Genomic DNA, 23,253 nt, shown 5'->3' on the forward strand with positions numbered 1-23,253 from the left:
GCGGCGGCGGCCGCCTGGGCGGATGACCCTTTCCGCGGCGCAGCATCTGCGCTATGGCGCGCGCGATATAAAGCCTCCCACAATCGGATATCCGTAATGAGCCTCCGCAACGTGGCGATCATCGCCCATGTCGATCACGGCAAGACCACGCTGGTCGACCAGCTTTTCCGCCAGTCCGGCACCTTTCGCGACAATCAGCGCGTCGACGAACGCGCGATGGATTCGAACGACCTGGAAAAGGAACGCGGGATCACGATTCTCGCCAAGTGCACCTCGATCGATTGGCAGGGCACGCGCATCAACATCGTCGACACGCCCGGCCACGCCGATTTCGGCGGCGAGGTGGAGCGCATCCTGTCGATGGTCGACGGCGTCATCCTGCTGGTCGACGCGGCCGAAGGCGCGATGCCGCAGACGAAGTTCGTCACCGGCAAGGCGCTGGCGCTGGGCCTGCAGCCGATCGTCGTCGTCAACAAGATCGACCGGTCGGATGCCCGCGCGCAGGAAGTGCTGGACGAGGTGTTCGACCTGTTCGTGTCGCTCGACGCCAATGACGAACAGCTCGATTTTCCCGTCCTCTTCGCGAGCGGGCGCAGCGGCTATGCCGGCGTCGACGCCGATGTGCGCGAAGGCGACCTGACGCCGCTGTTCGAAACGATCGTCGACCATGTGCCCGAGCCCAATGTGGAGCCCGACGCGCCCTTCACCTTCCTGGTGACGCTGCTCGACCGCGACAATTTCCTCGGCCGCATCCTGACGGGCCGGGTCAAGACGGGCACGGTGAAGCTCAACCAGCCGATCCACGCGCTCGACCGCGACGGCAAGGTGGTCGAGACCGGCCGCGCGTCCAAGCTGATGTCCTTCCGCGGGTTGGAGCGGGTGCCGGTGGAGGAAGCGACCGCCGGCGACATCATCAGCCTGGCCGGCCTGGAAGTCGCGACGGTGGCGAACACCATCGCCGACACTTCGGTCAGCGAGCCGATTCAGGCGCAGCCGATCGATCCGCCGACGCTGTCGATGCGCTTCGCCGTCAACGATTCGCCGCTTGCCGGGCGCGAGGGGACCAAGGTCACCAGCCGCATGATCCGCGACCGCCTGTTCCGGGAGGCCGAGACCAACGTCGCGATCCGCGTGACAGAGGCCGAGGACAAGGACAGTTTCGAGGTCGCCGGCCGCGGCGAGCTGCAGCTCGGCGTGCTGATCGAAACGATGCGGCGCGAGGGCTTCGAACTCGGCATCAGCCGCCCGCGCGTGCTGTTCCGCGAGGAAAATGGCGAGCGTACCGAGCCCTACGAAACCGTGATGATCGACGTCGACGAGGAATATTCCGGCACGGTGGTCGAGAAGATGGCGCTGCGCAAGGCGGAGATGACGGACATGCGGCCCTCCGGCGGCGGCAAGACGCGCATCACCTTTTCCGCGCCGTCGCGCGGCCTTATCGGCTATCACGGCGAATTCCTGTCCGACACGCGCGGCACCGGCATCATGAACCGCGTGTACGAACGCTACGGTCCGCACAAGGGCAAGATTGAAGGCCGGCCCAACGGCGTGCTGATCTCCAACGGCGCGGGCGAGGCGAACGCCTATTCGCTCAACTCGCTGGAGGACCGCGGCGTGCTGATGGTGGGCGCCGGCGAGGTGCTCTACGAAGGCATGATCATCGGCGAGAATGCGAAGCCCGACGACCTCGAGGTCAATCCGATGAAGGCCAAGCAACTCACCAATATCCGTTCCTCGGGCAAGGACGACGCGATCCGCCTGACGCCGCCGCGCCGCATGACGCTGGAACAGGCCATCGCCTATATCGACGATGACGAGCTGGTGGAGGTGACGCCCAAGTCCATCCGCCTGCGCAAGCGCCATCTCGACCCGCACGAACGCAAGCGGGCGGCGCGCGCCAAGGCGGCCTGACGAACGGCGGCGATGGTCAGTCCCCGGCCATCGCCGCGATCGCTTCCCATTCCCGGTCGCTGACCGGTGATACCGACAGGCGCGGCTGTCGCAGCATCGCCATGCCCGCAAGGGCCGGTTCGGCCTTCATTGCCGCCAGCGATACCGCGCGACCGAGCGGCGCCACCGGCTTGACGGCGACCGAGGCCCAGGCGCCCTCCGCGCCGTCCGGCTTCCAGGCGCGCGTGATCTCCGCCACGCCCACCGCCGCCTTTTCCTTGCCGCTGTGATAGAAGAGCGCCCGGTCGCCCGGCTGCATCGCGCGAAGGTGGCGGGCGGCGGCGTTGTTGCGCACCCCGTCCCATTCGGTCGTGCCGTCGCGCATCAGGTCGTGCCAGCTATAGCTTCCCGGCTCGGACTTCAGCAGCCAATAGCGCATGTCGGTTTCCTCTTCCTGCAAGTATTGCGAAGGTAAACGCATGCTGAATGTACGGTTCCGCACCGGTTCAGCCGGTCTCCTGTATAGTATAGATCACAGTCGCACTTCGCTTGGAACGTTTTCGTGGCCGCGGACTGCGATCAGAGCCAGGAGAACCGCAAAGATGAAACAGATGATTATGAAATCCGCGCTTGGGCTCGCGCTCGGTGCGACCGCATTGTCGGTCGCGGCGCCCGCCCAGGCCCAGCATTACCGCCACTATCGCCATCACGACAACGACGCTGCCGGTGCGGCCATTGTCGCCGGCATCGCGGGGCTGGCCATCGGCGCCGCGATCGCCTCGGACGATAACGACCGTTACGATCGCCGCTATCACTATCGCCACGGCTATTATCCTAACAACGGCTATTATGCGCGACGCTATCGCAGCAATTATCGTTATTGCCACATCCGCCGGGTGTGGGACCCCTATCTCCACCGGCCGGTCCGCGTCCGCTATTGCCGATAAGAACTCCGGGGACGGTTCGCCGTCCCCTTTTTATGTGCCGGCCCCTTTCCTGAAGCCCGGCTTTGCGGCAAAGGCGCGCACATGACTGATACACCCCCCGACCGGCTGTCGATCAATCCGCGCAGCCCCCATTTCGATCAGGCCGTACTCGAACGCGGCATCGGCATCCGCTTCAAGGGCAGCGAGCGCCGCGATGTCGAGGAATATTCGATGTCCGAAGGCTGGATCCGCGTCGCGCTCGGCAAGAAGGTCGACCGCCACGGCCAGCCGCTGACGATCAAGCTGACCGGCCCGGTCGAGGCCTATTACCAGGATGCCGAGCAGGCCGAGGATGCGGAAGCCACCGGCCCGCAGGACGTGGCGGACGAGGGCTGAGCGTTTCGCTGCTTATTCTTCGACGAAGATCTTGAGCCGATCCAGCGCGTCTTCCCATTCGGCCGCAACGCGCATGAGATAGGTCTGCGCTTCGGCCACCGCCTCGGGCGCGGCTGAAAACAGCTTTTCGCGGCCGCTGCGCTGTGATCGGACCAGCCCGGCGCGTTCCAGCACGCAGAGGTGCTTGGTGACCGCCTGACGGGTCAGGTCGCGCCCTGCCGACAGGGCGGCGATCGGCCGCGCAACGCCGCCGCCCAACTGTTCGAGCATCGCCAGCCGGGTGCGATCACCCAGCGCCGAAAACAGTTCGGCAGCGCGCGGAATGGCGATGTCAGCCCTCGACATGACGCTCGATATTTTCCATCTGCTGCGCCCAGCCGTCGTCGTTCATCCGTAGCGCAAGGTCCCTTCGTTCAGCAGGGATAGCATCGAAACCCGACTCGCGGACCGTAAGCAGCGTACCGTCTTCGATCGGCGTAAGGAAAAACTCCACCGTCGTCGGCGGCTCTTCCGAATAGTCGTGTTCCGGATCGATTGCATAGGGGTGCCAGGTGAACGCGAACCTTCGCGGCCGCTCCATCGCGATCACGCGGACTTCCCATTTCAGATGTTCATAGCCCGGATAGGTAATGCGTCCGCTTACCTGCCCGCCCTGTGCAAACGCGCGATCGAGCTTCACCCGGAACCAGGCACCGAATTCTTCGTGATCGGTCAGCGCCTTCCAGACGCGATCGACCGACGCGTTCAGGCGGACCTGCTTTTCGATAAAATCGGGCATATATGCAACCTCCTGGCTGCACATATGCCCGCGACCGGCGGAAAGGCAACCAAAAAGTTGCCCATGTCAATGGACGAAGCGGGCGACCACGTCGCGGTAGCTGCGGCTGACCTTCACCTGCGCGCCGGAATCGAGCACCAGGAAACATTCGCCATTGGTGTGCGGCTTGACCTGCTTGACCAGGTCGAGATTGACGATGGTGGACCGGTGGACCCGCTGGAACCGGCGCGGATCGAGCCGCTTTTCCAGATCCTTCATCGTCTCGCGCAGGATCAGCGTGTTGTCGCCGGTATAGATGCACATATAATCGCCGGCGGCATCGATGCGTTCGATCGTGTCGACGTCGACGCGGAAGATCTGGCCGCGATCCTTGATGTTGATGAGCTTTTCATAGCGGCCGGCGGTCGGCGCCTCGCCGCCCTCGGCCAGTTCCTCCGCCGCTTCGGGCGCGACCTCGGCCAGCACGTTCTTCAGCTTTTCGATCTCGGCCTGGCCGCGCCGCTCGCTCAACCGCATGCGGACACGTTCCAGCGTGTCGGCAAGACGGCCTTCCTCCACGGGTTTCAGCAGATAATCGACGGCCTGCGCCTCGAACGCGCGGATCGCGTGGTCCGAATAGGCGGTGACGAAAACGAACAGCGGCGGATCGACCTCCATCAGGCCCTGCACGACGGAAAAGCCGTCGAAGCCGGGCATCTGGATATCGAGGAAGACGAGATCGGGCTTCTGTGTCTTGATTGCGCGGATGGCCTCGCGGCCGTTCTGGCACTTTTCGACGACTTCCACGTCTTCATGCGCCTGGAGCCGGAGTTCCAGGCCCTGGATCGCCAGGGGCTCATCGTCGACGAGAATGGTACGGATGGTCATGCTGCCTCTCGGGTCTGTTCCTCGAACTGGAACGGTATCTCTATCTCAACGCTGAACCCGCCCCCAGGGTTCGATCGCGTCGCGAACTGGTGGTCGGGGCCGAAGGCCTGCGCCAGCCGCTTGCGGATATTGGCGAGCCCGACCCCGGTGGAAAGGTTCGGCCGGCGGTGGGTCGCGGTCAATCCGGGGCCGGTATCCGACACGGTGATCTGCACCCTGTCTCCGGCGAGTCGCGTGCGGATGCAGATTTCGGCGCCCTCCTCCTGCGGCGTGACGGCATATTTGATGGCGTTTTCCACCAGCGGTTGCAGCAGCAGCGACGGCATCCGCGCCTTTTCCGTCCGCGGATCGATGTCGAATTCGGGTCGCAGCCGCTCGTCGAAGCGCATTTTCTCGATTTCGAGATAGAGTTTGAGGGTGTCGACCTCCTGCAGCAGCGTGACATGCGCGGTCGGTTCGTTGGCGAGCGTATAGCGCAGGAAGTTGGACAGCCGCGCCAGCATCGCATTGGCGCGCTCCGTCTGTTTCAGCAGCACCAGAGTCGAAATGGAGTTCAGCGTGTTGAACAGGAAGTGCGGATTGAGCTGATAGCGCAGCATGGTGAGCTGTGCCGTCGATGCCTGCGCCTCCAGCAGGCGGAGCTGGGTGTTCTGCTCCTCCACCGTCAGATAGGAATTGATGCCGAAATACAGCGCCGACCAGCCGAGCAGCAGCGTCAGACACAGATATAAGAGGCCGACGACCAGGCCGAATGTAACCCCCTGGGTATCGTTGCGGATCAGCGAATAGGCATAGGCGTTGATCACGGCATAGATCAGCGTCGCCACGGCGAAGGTCACGAGAATTGCCGCGATCGCGTAATAGCGCGGCAGCGTGCGATAGATCTTGTAGCAACTGGCGAGCAGCAGCGTCAGGCAATAGCCGACGGCCGCTTCCGCCAACGCGACGAACAGCAGGCGGAAGGAAAAGGTGTTGGTGATGCCGGTGACGGTACGCAGCACCAGATACGCCATCCACCCGCCGCCCTGCAGCATCCAGAAGGCGCGTGCCTTGTCCTCGAAAAAGGGGCGGGCGAACAAGGCTGGGCTGGGCTTGGGCAAGGAAGGCGGTCCTCGGTCACGCAAACGGACGATGGAACTCGAGTCTATATCGCCGCGCGTCCGGCGCAAAGCCGTAGTGGAACGCACCGTGCATATCGGCGGCTCCCCAAAAGGAAACCGCCGCCCTCCCCGGGGGGAGGACGGCGGCCGCAAGGTGCCTGATCCGATGATCAGAATTCGTAGCTGACGCCGACCTGAATCTTCCAGATCGAGGACGAGGTCTGGACGAAATTCGGATCGTAGGGGTCGAAGTCGGTGATGACATAGCGGCCGTCATCGCCAACCGCCGTCTTGGCCACGTCCACCGTGTAGCTCTGCGTCCGATAAACGTTCCAGCTCGAGTCGAGCAGGTTCAGGAAGTTGTCGAAATTGGCGAACAGCTTCAGCTTGTCATTCACGCCGAAGAAATGCGCCGGCCCCGGAATCTCCTGGCTGAAGCGAAGATCGACGTCGAAGAACCAGTCGTTCGTGCATGTATCACGCTTGATCGTCTGGCCCGGCTTATAGTCGCAATTCGAATTGGCGACGTAGTCGATCAGGTTGCGTACCGCTTCTGGATCGGTTCCTGCACCCAGGTTGGGGTCGTCCACGCCCGTCGGCACGTAGAGCAGTGCGTTGTTGCTGCCCGAGGCCGAGTCGTTGAACACGCCGCCGCCGTTGAACGTCAGGCTGTACGGACGGCCCGAGCGACCGACGAACACGAAACCCGCCGAGGTGTCGTAATCACCGAAGAACTGTTCCTTCAGGTTCAGCGCAAGGGTGATGTTGTGGCGCGTTTCATATTCCGACCGGGCGATCGCCACGTTCTGACGGTCGAAGGCCGCGACGTAGTCGTAGCTCGAAGTTGCCGTGGAGCTGCCCGATTCACGGTTGGTCTCGGCATTGGTATAGGCATAGCCGAGATTGAACGAGACGCTGCCGCCTTCGGTGAACAGGCCGCCGCGGAAGTGCTTCGACAGGACCAGCGAGGCAACATGGGTCTCGAAATCCTTGCCGTTGGTGAGCTGGATTTCATCGTCGCGCGTGGTGTCGAAGCAGGCGTCGCTTACATTGGTGTAGCTGGGCGAAAGGCCACCAAAGCCCTGCAGGGTGGCATCGCACCCGGCGGCCGTGGGATCGATCGCGCGATAGATCGGGCGACCATCGACCATGTAGCCGTTATTGCCCAGGGCCGGATTCACCACCTGCGACAGGTCGACGAAATCGACCGGGTTGCGGAAGCGGCTATAGATATAGTCGACGTTCAGGTGCCAGTCGTCGAAGAAGCCGCCGCCGGTGCCGAAGGTCGTCGAAAAGCCGAGATTGGCGCGAATGACCGTCGGCGTCTTGAAATTCGGATCGGTTGACTGGGTATCGCCCAGGCCGGCTCCGGCCGCTGCCGAACCGTCTTGGCGGACGCAGTCGGGGATGCCGGTGAACTGGCCGTTCTGCAGAACGTCGATCTGGCCGTTGGCATCCCGCGCACCGGCGCAGGCGTCGGAATAGCTGGTGCCCATGCCCGTGACGAAGCCATTGTTCGAAAAGGCGTTCGAGAAATAGACCATCGGGTCGCCGCCCGAGAACATGCCGACGCCGCCGGTCACCTGGGTGGAGCGGAAGAAGCCGTCATTGTCGAAGTCGTAGGTGACGCCGAGGCGCGGCAGGACGACCGGGTCGAGCTGGCTGAAGCCGATCGCATTGGTGAAGCCGTAGCGGTTAAGGAACGCCGGGTTCGCCCGCGGGGCGTCGCCGTCCGTCCAGTCCAGGCGCGCGCCGGCCAGGACGTTCAGGTGCGGCGTGGCCTGCCAGTTATCCTGGGCATAGACCGAGAACAGCGTGCGGGTGAAACGGGCCGCGACGTCGTTGATGTCGCCGCTCGCGGTGAAGTTGCCGTAGGAACCGGCAGCGTCGTAGTTCGCGAAATCCTCGCCCTGCGGGAAGGTGTTGGTGCCGTTCGACAGCAGACCGGCGCGCAGATCGTCGATATTGGCGAAATCGAGCGTGCCCGTCGAATTCTGCGCGAACAGGTTGTAGACATGGACCTGGTTGAATTCGGTGCCGATCGTCAGCGTGTGGTTGCCGACGTCGATATCGCCCTTCACCTTCAACTGGTCGATCTTGGTGGTCAGCTCGTTCGACGTGCGCGAATAGCCGGGGCCGGCCTGGATCGAACCGTAATTGCCGTTATTTTCGACACCGACGATGATGCGCGGGATCGGGTTGCCCGATTGCGCCTCGCCGCCGCCGACGGGACCCTGAATGTCGTTCACCTCGGCGTGCGAGGCACGGATCTCGGTCGAGAAATTGTCGGTCCAGTCGGAATACAGACGTGCCGAGAAATAATCCGACTTCGTGCCTTCTTCCTCGAACGTGTTCAGGCCCGCATAGTTGGTCTGCGAGATATCGTCTTCCTCGACATTCGATTCCTCGAGGTGCTGGTACGTCGCTTCCAGGCGGTGCCGGTCGTTGATGTACCAGTCGATGCGGCCGAAATAACGGTCGTTCGTTTCCGGCAGGGCGCGCGGAATCGGCCCGGTCTCGATGCCGTAATTCTGCGCGATGATATCGGAAATCTCGTTGAACTGGTCGACGTTTACGAAGTCCAGCTCATTGGCGAAGCCGCCGCCCGACGGGCCGCGGTCCTGGTTCGACGCGCTGTCCAGGCCTTCATAGGCGGCATAGAAGAACAGCTTGTCCTTGATGATCGGGCCGCCCAGCGACGCGCCGTAGCGCTTTTCATCGAACGGCGCGGCGGCGAATTCTTCGCCGTCGATCGTGTCGCCGCGTAGATTCTCGTCGCGATAGGTGAAGAAGGCGGTGCCGTGGAACTGGTTCGTTCCCGACTTGGTGACGACGTTGATCGAGCAGCCGGTGAAGGCGCCGTACTGCACGTCGAAGGGTGCGAATTCGACCGACGTTTCGCGAACCGCGTCAAACGGCAGCGGCAGCGAGTTACGCGACGCGAACGGGGTGTAGTTCAGGCCGAAAACGTCGGACTGCGTGATGCCGTCCACGGTGAAGGTGTTGGTGCGGTCGTTGCCGCCCAGGCACGAAACCCGGTCGACTTCGTCGGAACGGTTCAGGCTGACGCGCGGGTCGATGCGGATATAGTCGCGAATGTCGCGGGTGATGGAGGGAAAGGCCTCCAGCGTTTCTTCGCCGAAGGACTGGCCGGGGCCGATCGCGAGCTGGGTCGAGTTGACCGAACTGCCCGTCACGACGATTTCGCCGGCGCCGGTGGCGAGCTGAAAGCTGAGGTCGGTATTGCCCTGCAGGTTGATATTGACGCCCTGCACGGTCTTGCTCTCGAAGCCGGGGGCGCTGGCGGTCACGGTGTAGGGGCCGCCGGGAACCAGATTGTTGGCGCGGAAGCTGCCATTGTCGCTGGTCGAAACGGTACGCGAAGAGCCCGTGCGCGTGTCGGTGATGGTGACCGTGGCGCCCGGCAGCGCCGCATCGGTGTCATCCAGCACCGACCCTTCGATGCCGGAGGTGATCTGCTGCGCAGAGGCTGCGGCCGGAATGCTGAGCGCGACGGCCGCCGCACCCATCAGAAGATGATTTCGCATGTTGTTCCCTTTTTGGAGCCCAAGTGCCCAAAGCACGCGGTGTTGCTCACCGTCGCGCCGCCCATTGGGACCCTTTTATTTCCGTTGCGTGACAGTCAACGTGGCGGGCGCGACGGAACCAAAAGACTTATGCTGCGTTGCAAAAAAGCATCACTAGCGAGGGAGGACGGCCAGGGAGGACGGCCCGGCCGATTCACCGCGCCGCGTGCACGATCCTTGCCCATTCGGCTTCGTCGATGACACGAATGCCGAATTCGCCCGCCTTCTTGAGTTTCGATCCTGCGCCGGGGCCGGCCACGACCAGCCCGGTCTTCGACGATACCGATCCCGATACGCGCGCGCCCAGCATTTCCGCCTGCGCCTTGGCTTCGTCGCGTGAGAGCGATTCGAGGCTGCCGGTAAAGACGATCGTCAACCCGGATACCTCCGACTCGCTGGTTTCGTGCACCACGTCGGCCGGCGAGATTTCCGCCAGCAGGTCGTCGACCGCGTCGCGGTTGTGCTTTTCGGCGAAAAAGTCGACCAGCGCTAGCGCCACTTCGGGGCCGACGCCCGTGGTGTCGACGATCGCCGCCAGTTCCTTGCCGGTTCGCGCGAGCAGCTTGTCGTCGCTTTCGCCGATCGCGGGCGTGATCGCCGCACGCTTTTCCAGCGCCGTGTCGATCATCGCGCGGAAGTCCGCCCAGCTTCGATAATGACGCGCCAGGTCGCGCGCCGTCACCTCGCCCACATGCCGGATGCCGAGGGCGAACAGAAAACGATCGAGCGGCGGCGTGCGGCGTGCGTCGATCGCGTCGATCAGCTTGTCCGCCGAAATCTCGCCCCAGCCCTCGCGTTCGAGCAGGTCGTCGCGCCGTAACCGGAAGATGTCGGCCGGCTGTGCGATCAGGCCGTCATGGAAGAAGGCTTCGATGCTCGTCGTGCCCAGACCCTCGATGTCGAGCGCGCGGCGGGAGACGAAATGGCGGAGCCGCTCGACCCGCTGCGCCGGGCAGATCAGCCCGCCCGAACAGCGCCAGTCGACCTCGCCGGCTTCGCGCTCGGCAGCGGAATCGCATTGCGGACACCGCGCGGGGAAGCGCCAGGCCGGCCGCTCGGCATCCGGCGTCAGATTCTCGACGATCTGCGGGATCACGTCGCCGGCGCGCTGCAGGCGGACGCGATCGCCGGGGCGCACGCCCAGCCGCTCGATCTCGTCGGCATTGTGCAGCGTCGCGTTGGTGACGACGACGCCGCCGACCGTCACCGGCTCCAGCCGCGCGACCGGCGTCAGCTTGCCGGTGCGGCCCACCTGGATGTCGATTGCCTTCAGCGTGGTCTGCGCCTGCTCGGCGGGAAATTTGTGCGCGATCGCCCAGCGCGGCGCGCGGGCGACGCTGCCCAGCCGCTGCTGCCAGTCCAGCCGGTCGACCTTGTAGACGACGCCGTCGATGTCGAAGGGCAGGTCCGCGCGTTCCGCCTCGATCCGGCGATAGGCTTCCAGCGCGCCTTCCACCGTTTCGACGCGGGTGAACCCTTCGGCGACGGGAAAGCCCATCGCGCGCAGGGCGGCGACCACCGCGTGCTGCGTTTCGCCGGGCAGCGCGCTTGCCTCGCCCCAGCCATGGGCGAGAAAGCCGAGCGGGCGTTCGGCCGTCACCGCCGCATCCTTCTGGCGCAGCGACCCCGCGGCGGCGTTGCGCGGATTGGCGAACTGGCGGGCCTTGTCGGGATCGCCGCGTTCCGCCGCTTCGGCCCGCAGGCGCGCGTTCAGCTCGGCGAAGGCGGTCTTGGCCATATAGACTTCGCCGCGCACCTCGAAGACGGCCGGCGTGCCGATCACGTCGCGGGGCAGCCTTTCGGGGATGTCGGCGATGGTCCGGACATTCGCGGTCACGTCCTCGCCCACCTGCCCGTCGCCGCGCGTCAGCGCGCGCACCAGCCGCCCGTTTTCGTATCGCAGCGAACAGGACAGCCCGTCGATCTTGGGCTCGGCGGTCAGCGCGACCGGCGCGTCCTCCCTTAGTGTCAGGAACCGGCGTATGCGCGCGACGAACTCCGCCACCTCCCCGTCGGAAAAGGCGTTTTCCAGGCTCATCATCGGCTGGGCGTGCGGCACCTTCGACAGATGGCCGGCCGGCGCCGCGCCGACCTGCAGTGAAGGCGAATCGGTGCGCCTCAGGTACGGAAACGCCGCTTCGATAGCGGCATTCTCACGTACAAGCGCGTCATAGTCCGCATCGGAAATTTCCGGGGCATCCTCGCTATGATAGAGCCGATTGTGCCGGCCGATCTCGCCCGCCAGCGTCTCCAGCCGCGCGGCGGCGTCTTTCTCGGTCTTTGGCGGGTCGGTGCGTTCAGCCATGGATGAAAGCGCTATGCGTGGTCGCGGCGCCGATCAAGCGTCCCGACCGCTTTAACAACCCATATACTTTAAGAGATAAAGCTATCCGCCAAGCAAAGGAGGACGTGCTCTGCGCGCTGGCGCTGGCCGTGTTTATCACCGGCATGGTGCGCGCGAACATGTCCGCAGGTTCGGACTTCTACCTGATGTTCTCGATGCTGCCGCCGGTGATGTTCGGTGTCTATACGCTGGCGCTCAGAACCGCCTCGGTCGCCTCGGCGCAGCCCGCGCTCGGCGTCTATGTCTGGCTCTCGCTCGCCTTCGCCGTCATCACCGTGCCGCTGGCCTGGACCCTGTGGCAGCTGCCGGTCACCGCGCTCGGCGTGCTGATCGTCTCCGTCCTGCCCGGCATCGCGCTCATGCGGATAGAGGGCGGGGCGCATGGCTGAGGACGCGCCGCTCGATTACCGCGCCATCGACGACGTTATTCACGGCCGGGTGCGGCTGGCGGTAATGGCCTATCTGTCGGGCGCGGATACGGCGGATTTCTCGCAGTTGCGCGACAAGACCGGCGTGACGGACGGCAACCTCTCGGTCAACCTGCGCAAGCTGGAGGAGGCCGGCTATATCCGCATCGACAAGGCCTTCGTGAAGCGCCGCCCGCAGACCCGGTGCAGCCTGACCGATGCCGGCCGCAAGGCGTGGCTGGCCTATCTCGAACGGATGCAGGCAATGCTGTTCGGTGAGGGCGGCGACCCCGCGGACTGATGCGTCAGCCGGTCTTGCGCAGGATGCGGCTGGGCGGCTGCTGAAGGCGGTCGAGGTCGATCGGTTCGGCGAACTGCAGCCCGGCCTTTCCGTTCCTGGCCCAGCGGATGGTGGCCGAAATCATCTGCCGGTCCATCATCTCGATCCGGACCTCGTGCCCGACGAACTGATCGGACAATGCGATCCCTTCGATCATGGCGCCGGTGGACGACAGATTCTGGATCCGCACCTCGCCGCGCTCGCCGGCGACCTCCAGCACCGCGCGGCGCAGCATCTTGATGCGCGGGCTGCGGCTGACCTTGAAACCGCTTGCAGATGCGGCGCCGCCCTGGGCTTCCAGTTGCGCCAGCGCTTCGGCCGCCGGCATCGGCTTGCCATAGACATAGCCCTGGACATGGCTGCAGCCGAGTTCGCGGATCAGCTCGATCTCGTCCTGCACCTCCAGCCCCTCGGCCGTGGTCTCCATGCCCAGCGTCTCCGCCAGCATGACGATCGCCTTGATAATCGCGGCGTTGCGGTTGCCGGGAACGGCCGCCCCGCGCACGAAGCTCTGGTCGATCTTGATCTTGTCGAACGGCGCGTTCTTCAGATAGCCGAGCGAGGAATAGCCGGTGCCGAAATCGTCGAGCGCCAGGCGCACGCCGATCGCCTTCAGCTTGCGGAACATCTGTTCGGACGAGCTGCTCTCGTTCAGGAACACGCCTTCGGTGATCTCCAGCTCCAGCCGTCCGGCGGCGATTCCGGCGCCCGCCAGCGCGCTGGTGACGATGGTCGGCAGCGCCGGATTGGCGAACTGGATCGGCGACACGTTGACCGCGACGCGCACATCGCCCGGCCAGTGCGCGACATCGTGACAGGCGGTGCGCAACACCCATTCGCCGATCGATTCGATCAGGCCGCAATCCTCGGCGATGGGAATGAATTCGGCCGGCGAAATGGCGCCGCGTTCGGGATGGGTCCAGCGCACCAGCGCCTCGAACCCGACGATCCGCGTCGTCTTGGTGCTCACCACCGGCTGATAAGCGACGTGAAGCTGGTTCTGCGCCAGCGCGGTGCGCAGGTCGTCTTCGAGCTGCTTGCGGCTCTGTGCGCCGATCAGCATGTCCTGGTGATAGAAACGGTGCAGGCCGCGCCCGTCGGCCTTCGCCGCATACAGCGCGAGGTCGCCGTTGCGGACCAGCGTTTCCGAATCCTCGCCGTCGCCCGGTGCGATCGCGATGCCGATCGAACAGCCGATCGAGATGGACGAGCCGTTGAGGAAATAGGGTTGCGACAGCGCCGCGATGATCCGCTCGGCAAGTTCCGAAAGACGGTCGCGCCCGCCTTCGTTCGGCAGGATCACCTGGAACTCGTCGCCGCCCATGCGTCCCACCAGCCCGGCGCCGCCGACCGCGCGGGACAGGCGCTGCCCGACCTGCTTGAGCAGCGCGTCGCCGGTCTGGTGGCCCAGCGTGTCGTTCACCGCCTTGAACCGGTCGAGGTCGAGCAGCATCAGCGCGGTCGCGCGGTAGCCGCTCGTTTCCGCCAGCGTCTGGTCGAGCGAAATCCGCATCCGCTGGCGATTGGCGAGATCGGTCAGGCTGTCGAACAGGGCGAGCCGGTTGATCTCGGCTTCCGACCGGCGCTTTTCGGTAAGATCGCTGCCATTGCCGATGAAGCCGCGGAAATTGCCGACCTCGTCGAAGATCGGCCGGCCCGAGATCGACCACCAGCGTTCCTGCCCCGCAACGCCGCGCGACCGGACCGAATAGTCGGAAAAGGATACGCGCGACGTCAGGTGAAAGCTCAGCGTCCGTTCCGTGTCCGAAGAGGCGCCGTCGACCACGAAGACCTCGCCCAGCGGCTGGCCCATGACGGCCCCGTCGCCGGCGTCGATCTGCTCGACCACTTTCGCCGACAGATAGGTGAGCCGTCCGTGGCGATCGGTTTCCCAGAACCAGCCGGCCGAACTCGTCTCGAATTCCTCGACCAGGCGCATGGCGCGCTGCGGCCAGTCGGTGCCGTCGCCGTCGCTCGCGCGCGCGGATCGGCCGAACAGGCCGCTGCGAAGATTCCGGGACATTTCGAACACGCGCCCCGTCTATACGGCCGTGGTTTACACCCGCCTTCGAACCATGGTTGCCGATTTCTTTCCGCGGCACCGGCCGGGCGCAGAAATCGGGTTCGGGGACTGCCGCGCCGTGTCATGCGGAACGATCATCGTTGCTGCGCGCTGTCGATCAACGATTTCCCGGAACGGCGGAGAGAAGGCATGTCGCGATGTCGCGATGGACACGGTCCCGTAAGCAACGGCGGGTCGCGCGGCGATCCGCCGGCGGGCAGGCGGCTGCGCGACAGGGCACAGCCCGACCTTGTCGGGCACGGCGCATGATCCGCCGGCTGCTGCGGGGCGCCGGAAAGGTCGCGTTGTGGATCGCGATCATTCTGTGCCTGGGGGCGACCGTCGTCCCGCATTTCCTCGACCGCCGCTATTATCGCGGCCCCGTGAGCGATCATTTCGATGGCGAGCGGTTCTTCAATCCCGACGGCGAGGGCGAACCGACGCCGACGGGCAGGGGAAATCGCTCCAGCTTTCCGGTCCGCTATCTGCTGGACCGCGACGACCGGCCCGATTGGCCGGCGCATGTCCCGGTTTCGCCGGCCACGCCGCCGCAGCGTGTGACGGGGGACCGAATGCTGGCGACCTGGGTCGGCCATGCGACCGTGCTGATCCAGACCCGGGGACTGAACATCCTGACCGATCCCATGTGGAGCGACACGGCCGGCCCGCTCGGCATCGGCCCGTCGCGGGTGGCGGCGCCCGGCATCCGGTTCGCGGATCTGCCGCCCATCGATCTCGTGCTGGTCAGCCACAATCATTACGATCATCTCGACCTCGCGACCCTGCGGCGGCTGTGGCGGCGCGACCGGCCGCGCATCGTCACCTCGCTCGGCAATGACAGCGTGATCCGCCAGGCGGGGGTGCCGTCCACGGCGCTGGACTGGGGCGGGCGGCTGAGAATCGCGCCCGGCGTCGAGCTTGTCGTGACCCGCAACCATCATTGGGGAAGCCGCTGGTTCGCCGATCGCAACCGCGCCTTGTGGTCCGGCTTCGTCGTGCGGCTTCCCGGCGGCAACCTGCTTTTCGCCGGCGACACCGGGTTCGGCGACGGCCGCTGGGCCGACGCGGCGGCATCCTATGGCCCGATCCGACTCGCGCTCATCCCCATCGGCGCCTTCCGATTTGTGCCCGGCCAGATGGCGTCGTCCAGCCATGTCGGGCCGGCGGGCGCGGTGGCGATCTTCGAGCGCATGCACGCGGCGCGCGCGATCGGCATCCATTGGGGGACGTTCCGCCTGTCGCGCGAAGCCTATGACACGCCGCCGCGCCTGCTGGAGCTGGCGGCGCGCTGCGCCGGCCTGGGCGACGCCTTCAGCACTGTCGCGATCGGCAGGACGGTGGAGATTCCCGGCCGTGCGGAACCGGCGGCGCACCGGATCGTCCCGCGAAAGCGCATCCTCGATTGCCTCGATACGCCGGCGGCGCGTGCGCTACCTTGAAGGCAAGGGCGACCCGTCCATGCCCGCGCCGGGACAGGCTTCGCCGGCCCTGAGCTTGCCGAAGGAGCGGCCCTCTTTTTCCGGCCGAAGATCGGCGCAATGCGTCGCCGGCATTAGCAATGCGTCGCCGGCATTAATCGTCGTCGGCGCCGCGCGTGCCGAAGGTGAGGGCGAGCGCGTTGTAGAGCTTGTCCTTGCAGACGAGCTGGCTCGATTGATTTGCGATCAGCGCGGCGCCGAGCATGGGCAGCATCAGCCCGCGGCTCACCGTCGTTTCGGAAATGATGATCACCGCGGTCAGCGGCGCCCGGACGACGCCGGTGAAATAGGCGACCATGCCCAGCAGCACGACGGCACTCGCAGGCTCGCCGGGGAATAGCGGACGCAACAGGTTGCCGAAGCCCGCACCGGTCGCCAGGCTGGGGGCGAAGATGCCGCCGGGCAGGCCGGCGACCGCGGTCGCCGCCGTGGTCGCGAACTTCGCGAAGCCGAACCACAAGGGCGCATGCACCCCTTCGATCATATAGCGCGCCGGCAGATAGCCCGTGCCCCAGGTAAGCTGCGTGAACACGCCCAGAACCGCCACCACCGCGCCGCAGATGCCGGCGAACATCAGCGGGTTGGCCCGGCTCCAGCGCATCGGCGCATTGTCCGCGCGCGCCGCACCCAGGACCAGGCGGGAAAAGCAGCCCCCGCCGATACCGCCCGCGATTCCCGCGAGCGGTGCGACGATGATCGCGCTCATGAAGGGCAGGGCGGCGCCGGTCACGCCGAAATACAGGTAATCACCCATCAGCCCCTGCGCGATCATGCCCGACAGCAGGATCGCGGTCATGACCAGCAGCGTCATCCGCTGCTCATAGGCGGCGGCGAGTTCCTCGATGGCGAAGGCGATTCCCGCCAGCGGGGTATTGAACGCGGCCGCGACGCCGGCGGCGCCGCCGGCGATGATCATCGAGGCGCGCATCGGCGCGTGCATCAGTTTGTGCCAGCGCGCCATCAGTGCGGCGGCAAGCTGCACCGTCGGTCCTTCGCGCCCGACCGAGGCGCCGCAGAACAATGCGGCGAGCGTCAGGATCGCCTTCAGCACCGCCGTCTTCATCGATACCAGCGCCGTGGCGGCCATGCTGGGGTTCGACTTCGCCGCGATCACCTGCGGAATGCCGGAGCCGCGCGAAAGCGGCGCGAAACGATTCGTCACATAGACGATCAGGACGAAGCCGATCGGCGTCAGGAGAAGCGGAAGATAGGTATATTGGTGCGCCAGGCCGACAAACTGTTCGCTGACCGCATCGGATGCCCGGGCGAATATCAGCGCCATCAGGCCGATCGACACCGCGCCGGCGGTAATCGCGATCCGACGGCGGAAAACGAGCGATTGCGGCCCATGGCGCCGCATCAAAGCGCGGATTCTGCGTCGGGTCAGTCGTTTCACGATGCAGAGTCGGGGCGCGGGCGGATGAACATGTCCGCTCTCTATCGCGACCGCGCTCCGGTTCAAAGGGCGGAACGCGGAAATTTCGCGGGCGCGCAACAAGATGTTGCAGCGCGGGTCCGGCATCGTCGTCAGGCTTCGCAATCGCCCGTGCGTTCTCCCGTCAGCCGCATGGCCATGGTGCTGGCGCCGGTGCCGTCGCCGTTGCGGCGCGTAAGCCGCGTCTCGATGTCGAAGTCGGTCGCGCTATAGGATCCGCGCTGCGAGAATTCCACGGTGCCCACGCCGTCCGCCGCCGGGCAGGTCAGCAGCGCATCGATAGTGCCGTCGCCCATGCGGATATGGTCGTATCGGCACGCCGCCTGCGGATCGACCGCGCGGGCGAAGATGGGAAGCGACGCATCGCCCTCGCTGACGCAGGCGCTGCGCGTCTGCCCGGACGCCATCTGCTCGCGCATCAGCCGGTCGATCGGGGAGCCCTGGACGATGTCGGCGGTCTTCAGGTCGGTGATTTCGGTCGTCGTGCGCCACATGCCCGGCTTCTGCTTCAGGATCGTCTGCGCCTGCTGCGACACGTCGGCGACCGACGCGTTGCGCGCATCGATGCTGTCGTCCGCGTCGCCGCATCCGGTGAGCAGCGGCAGGCCGAGGCCCAGAACCCATAGCGCGCGCTTCATACTCGTCTCCCGCGTCGCCGGCGCGTTGCGCCGGTCGCCGGCCGGGCCCATATCTCCGGCCATGGCAATTCAGATCCGCACCACGCTGGCCGAGCCGGAAACGGGCCAGGCCTTCGTGCCGCACCGCCCCCAACGCCCGGAAAAGGCGGAAGGTGGCAAGAAATTCAGACTGGTGAGCGACTATCAGCCGGCCGGCGACCAACCGACGGCGATCACAGAGCTTGTCGAGCAGGCGAAAGCGGGCGAGCGCGATCAGGTGCTGCTGGGCGTCACGGGCTCGGGCAAGACCTTCACCATGGCCAAGATGGTCGAGGAATTGCAGCGCCCGGCGCTGGTGCTCGCGCCCAACAAGATTCTCGCGGCCCAGCTATATGGTGAATTCAAGCAGTTCTTCCCCGAAAACGCGGTCGAATATTTCGTCAGCTACTACGATTATTACCAGCCCGAAGCCTATGTCCCGCGCTCGGACACCTATATCGAGAAGGAAAGCTCGATCAACGAGCAGATCGACCGCATGCGCCATTCTGCGACACGCGCGCTGCTCGAACGCGACGACGTGCTGATCGTCGCCTCGGTTTCTTGCCTCTACGGTATCGGCTCGGTCGAGACCTATTCGGCAATGATCTTCGACATCAAGAAGGGCGACACCGTCGACCAGCGCGAAATCATCAGGAAACTCGTGGCGCTCCAGTACAAGCGCAACGACGCCGCCTTCGCCCGCGGCAATTTCCGCGTGCGCGGAGACAGCCTGGAAATCTTTCCCTCGCATTATGAGGACACCGCCTGGCGCGTCGCCTTCTTCGGTGACGAGGTCGAGGAGATCGTCGAGTTCGACCCCCTGACCGGCAAGAAGGTGGCGAGCCTGGAGCGCATCCGCATCTTCGCCAATTCGCACTATGTGACGCCGGGGCCGACGCTCAAGCAGGCGATGGAGGCGATCCGCCACGAACTGGCAGAGCGGCTGAAGGAATTGCAGGCCGAAGGCAAGCTCCTGGAGGCGCAGCGGCTGGAACAGCGCACCAATTTCGATCTGGAGATGATCGCCGCGACGGGCAGTTGCGCGGGCATTGAGAATTACAGCCGCTTCCTGACCGGCCGCCTGCCGGGCGAGCCGCCGCCGACCCTGTTCGAATATCTGCCAGAGAACGCGCTGCTGTTCGTCGACGAAAGCCATGTCACCATCGGCCAGATCAACGGCATGTCGCGCGGCGACCACCGGCGCAAGCTGACGCTCGCCGAATATGGCTTTCGCCTGCCCTCCGCGATCGACAACCGGCCGCTGCGCTTCAACGAATGGGAGGCGATGCGGCCGCAGACCACCTTCGTGTCGGCGACGCCCGGTGGCTGGGAGATGGAACAGACCGGCGGCGTCTTCACCGAGCAGGTGATCCGCCCCACCGGGCTGGTCGATCCGCCGGTCGGGATCCGGCCGGTCGAGGATCAGGTGCAGGATTGCATCAACGAATGCCGCAGGACGACCGAAGCCGGCTATCGCACGCTCGTCACCACGCTGACCAAGCGCATGGCCGAGGACCTGACCGAATATATGCACGAAGCCGGGGTGAAGGTCCGCTACATGCACTCCGACGTCGAGACGCTGGAGCGGATCGAACTGATCCGCGACCTGCGCATGGGCGTGTATGACGTGCTGATCGGCATCAACCTGCTGCGCGAGGGGCTCGATATTCCCGAATGCGGCCTGGTCGCGATCCTCGATGCCGACAAGGAGGGTTTCCTGCGCTCCGAGACCTCGCTCATCCAGACGATCGGGCGCGCCGCGCGCAATGTCGACGGGCGCGTGATCCTGTACGCCGACCGCATGACCGGCTCCATGGAGCGCGCGATCAACGAGACCGAGCGCCGCCGCGAAAAGCAGCTCGCCTACAATGCCGAACACGGCATCACGCCGGAGACGGTGCGCAAGAAGATCGGCGACATCGTCGGCGACGTGGCCTCGCGCGATCAGGTGACCGTCGAGATCGACGACGAGCATCCGCACATGGTCGGGCACAATCTGCGCGCGTATATCGAGGAGCTTGAAAAGAAGATGCGCGATGCCGCGGCGAACCTCGAATTCGAGGAGGCGGGCAAGCTGCGCGACCAGATCCGCGAGCTGGAAAGCGAGGAACTGGGCCTGCCCGACAGCGAGAAGAAGGCGCCGCTGATGGGCCGCTCGAACGAGGGCAAGCCCGGCACGCGCAAAACCCGCTACGGCAAGGTGCAGAAGAAATTCGGCGGCGGCCGGCGTTAGCTGCTGTCGAGCACCCGCAAAAGCACCCGCTGAAACCGGTCCGGCGCCTCCACCATCGGCGAATGGCCGAGCCCGTCCAGCTCCACCAGCTTCCATCCGGGCAGTCGCGCCGCGACGTCGCGCGCCGCTTCCGGCACCGTGCGGATCGCCTCGCGCTTGTTCTTCGGCGCGCTCGACGCGCGGAAGGCGGTGGTGTCGAGCGACCCCGCGATCAGCGTCGTCGGCGCTTCGATCGCCCCCAGCCGGGCGGCGACCGGCTGCGTCTCGATCATGTCGGACAGCCGCGCCTGCGCGTCGCGCACCCGGTCGCCGTCCGCGCTCGCATATTGGCCCGCGAGCATCCGCACCCAGCGGTCATAGGCCGGGCGCCATCGCCCGTGATAATAGACGCGCCGCTGATACGCCTTGATCGCGGCCGCGTCCTTCTTCGCTTCCTCGGCGCGCAGTACGTCGAGCGGCGCATAGGGTACGCCCTCGGCGAGCGTGTCGTTGAGGCCCAGCGGATCGACGAGCACGAGCTGCGCCACCCGCTCCGGATACAGCAGGCCATAGTGCATCGCCAGCATCCCGCCGGTCGAATGCCCCACGACCGTCACCGGACCGGCCCCGACGTCGGCCAGCAGTGCATCCGTCAGGGTCGCGAGGGCGGCGAAGCTGTATTGAAACCCCGCCGGCTTGGACGATTTGCAGAAGCCGACCTGATCGGGCGCGATGACGCGATAGCCGCGCGCCGCCAGCGCCCGCGCCGTTTCGATCCAGGTGGCGGAGCAGAAATTCTTGCCGTGCAGCAGGACCAGTGTCCGGTCCCTGGACGGGCCGGTCGGCGTGAAATCGAGATAGGCCATTTGGACCGTGCCGCCCTGCGCCTGCGTTTCGAACCAGTGCACGGGCGCGCGATAGTCGAACCGCTCGAGATTCGCGCCGAGCGGCGGCGCGTCGGGCATGGTGCCGGCCTGCGCCGCGGCCAGGGCAAGAAGAAACGCGATCGGCATGGCTTCGGCTCCCTTCGTCGCGTCGATATCGACCGACCGCGGCCATGGTTCCATCGCTTTCGCTCTTGAGAGGCGGGCGGCGCGCCTCCATAAGCGCAGCCATGCGTCGTTCGATCGTCCTCGCGCTCGCCCTGCTCGCCGCCGGCTGCATCCCGCAGTCCGAGCGGCCGGTCCCGCCGGCGGAGCCCAGCCCCGCGCCCACGCCGGCACCCGCTCCCGCTCCCGCGCCCAGCCCGCCGACCGCGGCGCTCGCCGGCGACTGGCGCGACTGGCCGCTGACGCGTGGGGACTGGGACTATCGCCAGGATGATCGCGGCTCGATCGCGCTGTTCGGCTCGCCGGGCGGCGACGCGCTGTTCACCATCCGCTGCGATCAGGGGCGCGATACTGTCTATCTGTCGCGCGCAGGGGCGATCCGGGGCGAGACCCGGTTGACGATCCGGACCACCTCCGCCGACCGGGTGCTCACCGCTCGGCCGACCGGGGGCACGCCGCCCTATCTCGCGGTGGCGTTGCACCCTTCCGACCGGCTGCTGGACGCGATGGGCTTCAGCCGCGGCCGTTTCATCGTCGAGACGCCGGGCCTGCCGACGCTGGTCATCCCCTCCTGGGCCGAGATCCTGCGCGTGACGGAGGATTGCCGGGCGTGAGAAACGCCGTCGCCGCCGCCGCGCTGCTCGCGCTTGCCGGGTGCGATTCGGCCGACACGACGAAGGCGCCACCGGCGCAGCCGACGCCGAAGGCGCAGGCGAACATTGCGCAGCGCCCCTTGCCCGAACACACCCCTGCGCCGGGCGATCTTCCCGCACCGGAATTCGCCGGCGCCGCCATGGCCGAGGGCGAGTGGTCGCAAAAGATGCTCGCCGGCGGTCCCGCCGCCCTGTTCGGCCCGGCGGGCACCGAGGCGCGCTTCATCATCCGTTGCGATCCGCAAGCGCGTCAGGTGATCTTCATCTGGTCCGGCGCCATGCCGGCGCCCGGCGCGGCGATGCACATCGCCACCGATGCCGGCGCGGCGACCTTTCCGGCCCATGCCGCCGATACCGAATTGCCGCAGGTGCAGGCGGAAAGCGCCGCGAGCTTTCCGTTCCTGACGGACGTGCTGGCGCGCGAACCGGAACGCATCGCCGTCACGCTGGGCGATCAGGTGCCGCTCGTCATGCCGGGCGCGCCGGCGGTGGGCGACGTCATCCGCACCTGCGCACGGGGATAAGCGGGTCCGCACGCGCGTTTCCCGCGTGAGGAGGATGGCATGGCGAAATCCCGGAAATGGTCGCAAGGCGTGACCGGACATTCCGATGCGCTCGATCTGGAGGAGGGGGTTTTTAGCGGAAAGGACCCGGATGCAATCGCGGAATCGCTTAGAAAATCGGCGGAAGCGAGCGACCGTAAGAAGGGATCGCCCTATCAGTCGGCGATGTCGATGCTGACCTTTTACATCAATCGCGCCGGCAAGGACCTGGATCCGAAGCAGAAAAAGGTGCTGGAAGATGCAAAGGACTCGCTTCGCCGCGCGTTCGGCCGCGACTGAGCAGCACAGGCCTCTCACAATCGTTCAAAAGCGCGCAAAAAACAAGTCTTGTTCTGCGACTCGCGATGATTCAATGATTCGCTTGCGCCCGAAAAAGGGGCGCGCCGTTCTTCAACTAGCGAAAGGAGGTGATCCGATGTCTCATGGTTCAGCAATGGGGTCGGTTCAGTTCGTTCGGGAGACGCGCCGCTAAGCAAGTGAGCGACGCCCCGGCGGGGAAACTCCTTTCCC

21 protein-coding genes are annotated in these 23,253 nt (G+C 65.7%); 10 read left to right on the top strand and 11 right to left on the bottom strand.

Annotated elements, in window-relative coordinates; translation table 11 throughout:
- The first annotated feature begins 96 nt into the window (after positions 1-96).
- A complete protein-coding gene (gene typA / locus RPR59_RS03395; protein WP_313916663.1) occupies positions 97-1,911 on the top strand; it encodes a translational GTPase TypA in 1,815 nt (604 codons plus the stop codon).
- Between the two features lie 16 nt (positions 1,912-1,927).
- On the opposite strand, the gene RPR59_RS03400 is transcribed toward typA, so the two are convergent.
- Positions 1,928-2,329, bottom strand: coding sequence for an EVE domain-containing protein (locus RPR59_RS03400; RefSeq protein WP_313916665.1), 402 nt, complete (start codon positions 2,327-2,329; stop codon positions 1,928-1,930).
- A 163-nt stretch (positions 2,330-2,492) separates the two neighbouring features.
- On the opposite strand from RPR59_RS03400, the gene RPR59_RS03405 reads away from it, so the two are divergent.
- Both RPR59_RS03405 and RPR59_RS03410 read left to right on the top strand, forming a co-directional pair.
- Positions 2,493-2,837: a hypothetical protein gene (locus tag RPR59_RS03405; RefSeq protein ID WP_313916667.1), complete on the top strand. Its 345-nt coding sequence runs from the start codon at positions 2,493-2,495 to the stop codon at positions 2,835-2,837.
- Positions 2,838-2,918: 81 nt separating this feature from the next.
- The gene (locus RPR59_RS03410) at positions 2,919-3,212 is read left to right on the top strand and encodes a DUF3297 family protein (RefSeq protein ID WP_313916670.1); all 294 of its coding nucleotides are present in this window, start codon (positions 2,919-2,921) and stop codon (positions 3,210-3,212) included.
- Between the two features lie 12 nt (positions 3,213-3,224).
- Here RPR59_RS03410 and RPR59_RS03415 read toward each other — a convergent pair whose 3' ends face one another.
- The 6 genes from RPR59_RS03415 to ligA all read right to left on the bottom strand — a co-directional run bounded on the left by RPR59_RS03415 (position 3,225) and on the right by ligA (position 11,849).
- Positions 3,225-3,557 carry an ArsR/SmtB family transcription factor gene (locus RPR59_RS03415; RefSeq protein ID WP_313916672.1) on the bottom strand — a complete coding sequence of 111 codons (333 nt, stop codon included), beginning with the start codon at positions 3,555-3,557 and terminating at the stop codon, positions 3,225-3,227.
- Positions 3,544-3,990 (bottom strand): SRPBCC family protein, encoded by a 447-nt coding sequence (locus RPR59_RS03420; RefSeq protein WP_313916674.1) that lies wholly within the window; start codon positions 3,988-3,990, stop codon positions 3,544-3,546. Before RPR59_RS03420 ends, RPR59_RS03415 begins: the two co-directional genes overlap by 14 nt.
- 66 nt (positions 3,991-4,056) lie before the next feature.
- Entirely contained in the window at positions 4,057-4,857 is an 801-nt protein-coding gene (locus RPR59_RS03425; RefSeq protein ID WP_313916677.1) for a LytR/AlgR family response regulator transcription factor, read from the bottom strand.
- A complete protein-coding gene (locus RPR59_RS03430; protein WP_432280285.1) occupies positions 4,854-5,957 on the bottom strand; it encodes a sensor histidine kinase in 1,104 nt (367 codons plus the stop codon). The genes RPR59_RS03425 and RPR59_RS03430 overlap by 4 nt, the downstream gene beginning before the upstream one ends.
- Positions 5,958-6,127: 170 nt before the next feature.
- The gene (locus RPR59_RS03435; RefSeq protein ID WP_313916679.1) at positions 6,128-9,505 is read right to left on the bottom strand and encodes a TonB-dependent receptor; all 3,378 of its coding nucleotides are present in this window, start codon (positions 9,503-9,505) and stop codon (positions 6,128-6,130) included.
- A 193-nt stretch (positions 9,506-9,698) separates the two neighbouring features.
- Positions 9,699-11,849, bottom strand: a complete 2,151-nt coding sequence (gene ligA / locus RPR59_RS03440; RefSeq protein ID WP_313916680.1) for an NAD-dependent DNA ligase LigA — start codon at positions 11,847-11,849, stop codon at positions 9,699-9,701.
- 17 nt (positions 11,850-11,866) lie between these two features.
- On the opposite strand from ligA, the gene RPR59_RS03445 reads away from it, so the two are divergent.
- Together RPR59_RS03445 and RPR59_RS03450 are read left to right on the top strand one after the other, a co-directional pair.
- Positions 11,867-12,277 (top strand): hypothetical protein, encoded by a 411-nt coding sequence (locus RPR59_RS03445; protein ID WP_313916682.1) that lies wholly within the window; start codon positions 11,867-11,869, stop codon positions 12,275-12,277.
- Complete coding sequence (locus tag RPR59_RS03450) at positions 12,270-12,596, top strand: winged helix-turn-helix domain-containing protein (RefSeq protein ID WP_313916684.1); 327 nt, start codon at positions 12,270-12,272, stop codon at positions 12,594-12,596. The genes RPR59_RS03445 and RPR59_RS03450 overlap by 8 nt, the downstream gene beginning before the upstream one ends.
- Positions 12,597-12,600: 4 nt before the next feature.
- Here RPR59_RS03450 and RPR59_RS03455 read toward each other — a convergent pair whose 3' ends face one another.
- Positions 12,601-14,658: an EAL domain-containing protein gene (locus tag RPR59_RS03455; RefSeq protein ID WP_313916686.1), complete on the bottom strand. Its 2,058-nt coding sequence runs from the start codon at positions 14,656-14,658 to the stop codon at positions 12,601-12,603.
- 305 nt (positions 14,659-14,963) lie between these two features.
- On the opposite strand from RPR59_RS03455, the gene RPR59_RS03460 reads away from it, so the two are divergent.
- A complete protein-coding gene (locus tag RPR59_RS03460; protein WP_313916688.1) occupies positions 14,964-16,136 on the top strand; it encodes an MBL fold metallo-hydrolase in 1,173 nt (390 codons plus the stop codon).
- Positions 16,137-16,269: 133 nt separating this feature from the next.
- On the opposite strand, the gene RPR59_RS03465 is transcribed toward RPR59_RS03460, so the two are convergent.
- Positions 16,270-17,535, bottom strand: coding sequence for a chloride channel protein (locus RPR59_RS03465; RefSeq protein ID WP_313916690.1), 1,266 nt, complete (start codon positions 17,533-17,535; stop codon positions 16,270-16,272).
- 167 nt (positions 17,536-17,702) lie between these two features.
- Positions 17,703-18,248, bottom strand: a complete 546-nt coding sequence (locus RPR59_RS03470) for a DUF3617 domain-containing protein (RefSeq protein ID WP_313916691.1) — start codon at positions 18,246-18,248, stop codon at positions 17,703-17,705.
- Between the two features lie 61 nt (positions 18,249-18,309).
- Between RPR59_RS03470 and uvrB the strand changes: the two genes are divergently transcribed.
- The gene (uvrB, locus tag RPR59_RS03475) at positions 18,310-20,499 is read left to right on the top strand and encodes an excinuclease ABC subunit UvrB (protein ID WP_313916694.1); all 2,190 of its coding nucleotides are present in this window, start codon (positions 18,310-18,312) and stop codon (positions 20,497-20,499) included.
- On the opposite strand, the gene RPR59_RS03480 is transcribed toward uvrB, so the two are convergent.
- Positions 20,496-21,545, bottom strand: a complete 1,050-nt coding sequence (locus tag RPR59_RS03480; protein ID WP_313916697.1) for an alpha/beta fold hydrolase — start codon at positions 21,543-21,545, stop codon at positions 20,496-20,498. The genes uvrB and RPR59_RS03480 overlap by 4 nt on opposite strands.
- A gap of 47 nt (positions 21,546-21,592) precedes the next feature.
- On the opposite strand from RPR59_RS03480, the gene RPR59_RS03485 reads away from it, so the two are divergent.
- From RPR59_RS03485 to RPR59_RS03495, 3 genes are read left to right on the top strand one after another with little or no spacing between them, the layout of a single operon-like run.
- The gene (locus RPR59_RS03485) at positions 21,593-22,141 is read left to right on the top strand and encodes a hypothetical protein (protein WP_313916699.1); all 549 of its coding nucleotides are present in this window, start codon (positions 21,593-21,595) and stop codon (positions 22,139-22,141) included.
- Entirely contained in the window at positions 22,138-22,704 is a 567-nt protein-coding gene (locus RPR59_RS03490) for a hypothetical protein (protein WP_313916701.1), read from the top strand. Before RPR59_RS03485 ends, RPR59_RS03490 begins: the two co-directional genes overlap by 4 nt.
- Before the next feature lie 39 nt (positions 22,705-22,743).
- Entirely contained in the window at positions 22,744-23,022 is a 279-nt protein-coding gene (locus tag RPR59_RS03495; protein ID WP_313916703.1) for a DUF3175 domain-containing protein, read from the top strand.
- Positions 23,023-23,253 lie beyond the last annotated feature (231 nt).

It is taken from the genome of Stakelama saccharophila (assembly GCF_032229225.1).
GTDB classification, from domain to species: Bacteria; Pseudomonadota; Alphaproteobacteria; order Sphingomonadales; family Sphingomonadaceae; genus Sphingomonas; species Sphingomonas saccharophila.

Coding starts and splice junctions, on each gene's coding strand:
- typA (WP_313916663.1), top strand. CDS start 97: ATGAGCCTCCGCAACGTGGCGATCATCGCCCATGTCGATCACGGCAAG.
- RPR59_RS03400 (WP_313916665.1), bottom strand. CDS start 2,329: ATGCGCTATTGGCTGCTGAAGTCCGAGCCGGGAAGCTATAGCTGGCAC.
- RPR59_RS03405 (WP_313916667.1), top strand. CDS start 2,493: ATGAAACAGATGATTATGAAATCCGCGCTTGGGCTCGCGCTCGGTGCG.
- RPR59_RS03410 (WP_313916670.1), top strand. CDS start 2,919: ATGACTGATACACCCCCCGACCGGCTGTCGATCAATCCGCGCAGCCCC.
- RPR59_RS03415 (WP_313916672.1), bottom strand. CDS start 3,557: ATGTCGAGGGCTGACATCGCCATTCCGCGCGCTGCCGAACTGTTTTCG.
- RPR59_RS03420 (WP_313916674.1), bottom strand. CDS start 3,990: ATGCCCGATTTTATCGAAAAGCAGGTCCGCCTGAACGCGTCGGTCGAT.
- RPR59_RS03425 (WP_313916677.1), bottom strand. CDS start 4,857: ATGACCATCCGTACCATTCTCGTCGACGATGAGCCCCTGGCGATCCAG.
- RPR59_RS03435 (WP_313916679.1), bottom strand. CDS start 9,505: ATGCGAAATCATCTTCTGATGGGTGCGGCGGCCGTCGCGCTCAGCATT.
- ligA (WP_313916680.1), bottom strand. CDS start 11,849: ATGGCTGAACGCACCGACCCGCCAAAGACCGAGAAAGACGCCGCCGCG.
- RPR59_RS03450 (WP_313916684.1), top strand. CDS start 12,270: ATGGCTGAGGACGCGCCGCTCGATTACCGCGCCATCGACGACGTTATT.
- RPR59_RS03455 (WP_313916686.1), bottom strand. CDS start 14,658: ATGTCCCGGAATCTTCGCAGCGGCCTGTTCGGCCGATCCGCGCGCGCG.
- RPR59_RS03460 (WP_313916688.1), top strand. CDS start 14,964: ATGATCCGCCGGCTGCTGCGGGGCGCCGGAAAGGTCGCGTTGTGGATC.
- RPR59_RS03465 (WP_313916690.1), bottom strand. CDS start 17,535: ATGCGGCGCCATGGGCCGCAATCGCTCGTTTTCCGCCGTCGGATCGCG.
- RPR59_RS03470 (WP_313916691.1), bottom strand. CDS start 18,248: ATGAAGCGCGCGCTATGGGTTCTGGGCCTCGGCCTGCCGCTGCTCACC.
- uvrB (WP_313916694.1), top strand. CDS start 18,310: ATGGCAATTCAGATCCGCACCACGCTGGCCGAGCCGGAAACGGGCCAG.
- RPR59_RS03480 (WP_313916697.1), bottom strand. CDS start 21,545: ATGGAACCATGGCCGCGGTCGGTCGATATCGACGCGACGAAGGGAGCC.
- RPR59_RS03485 (WP_313916699.1), top strand. CDS start 21,593: ATGCGTCGTTCGATCGTCCTCGCGCTCGCCCTGCTCGCCGCCGGCTGC.
- RPR59_RS03495 (WP_313916703.1), top strand. CDS start 22,744: ATGGCGAAATCCCGGAAATGGTCGCAAGGCGTGACCGGACATTCCGAT.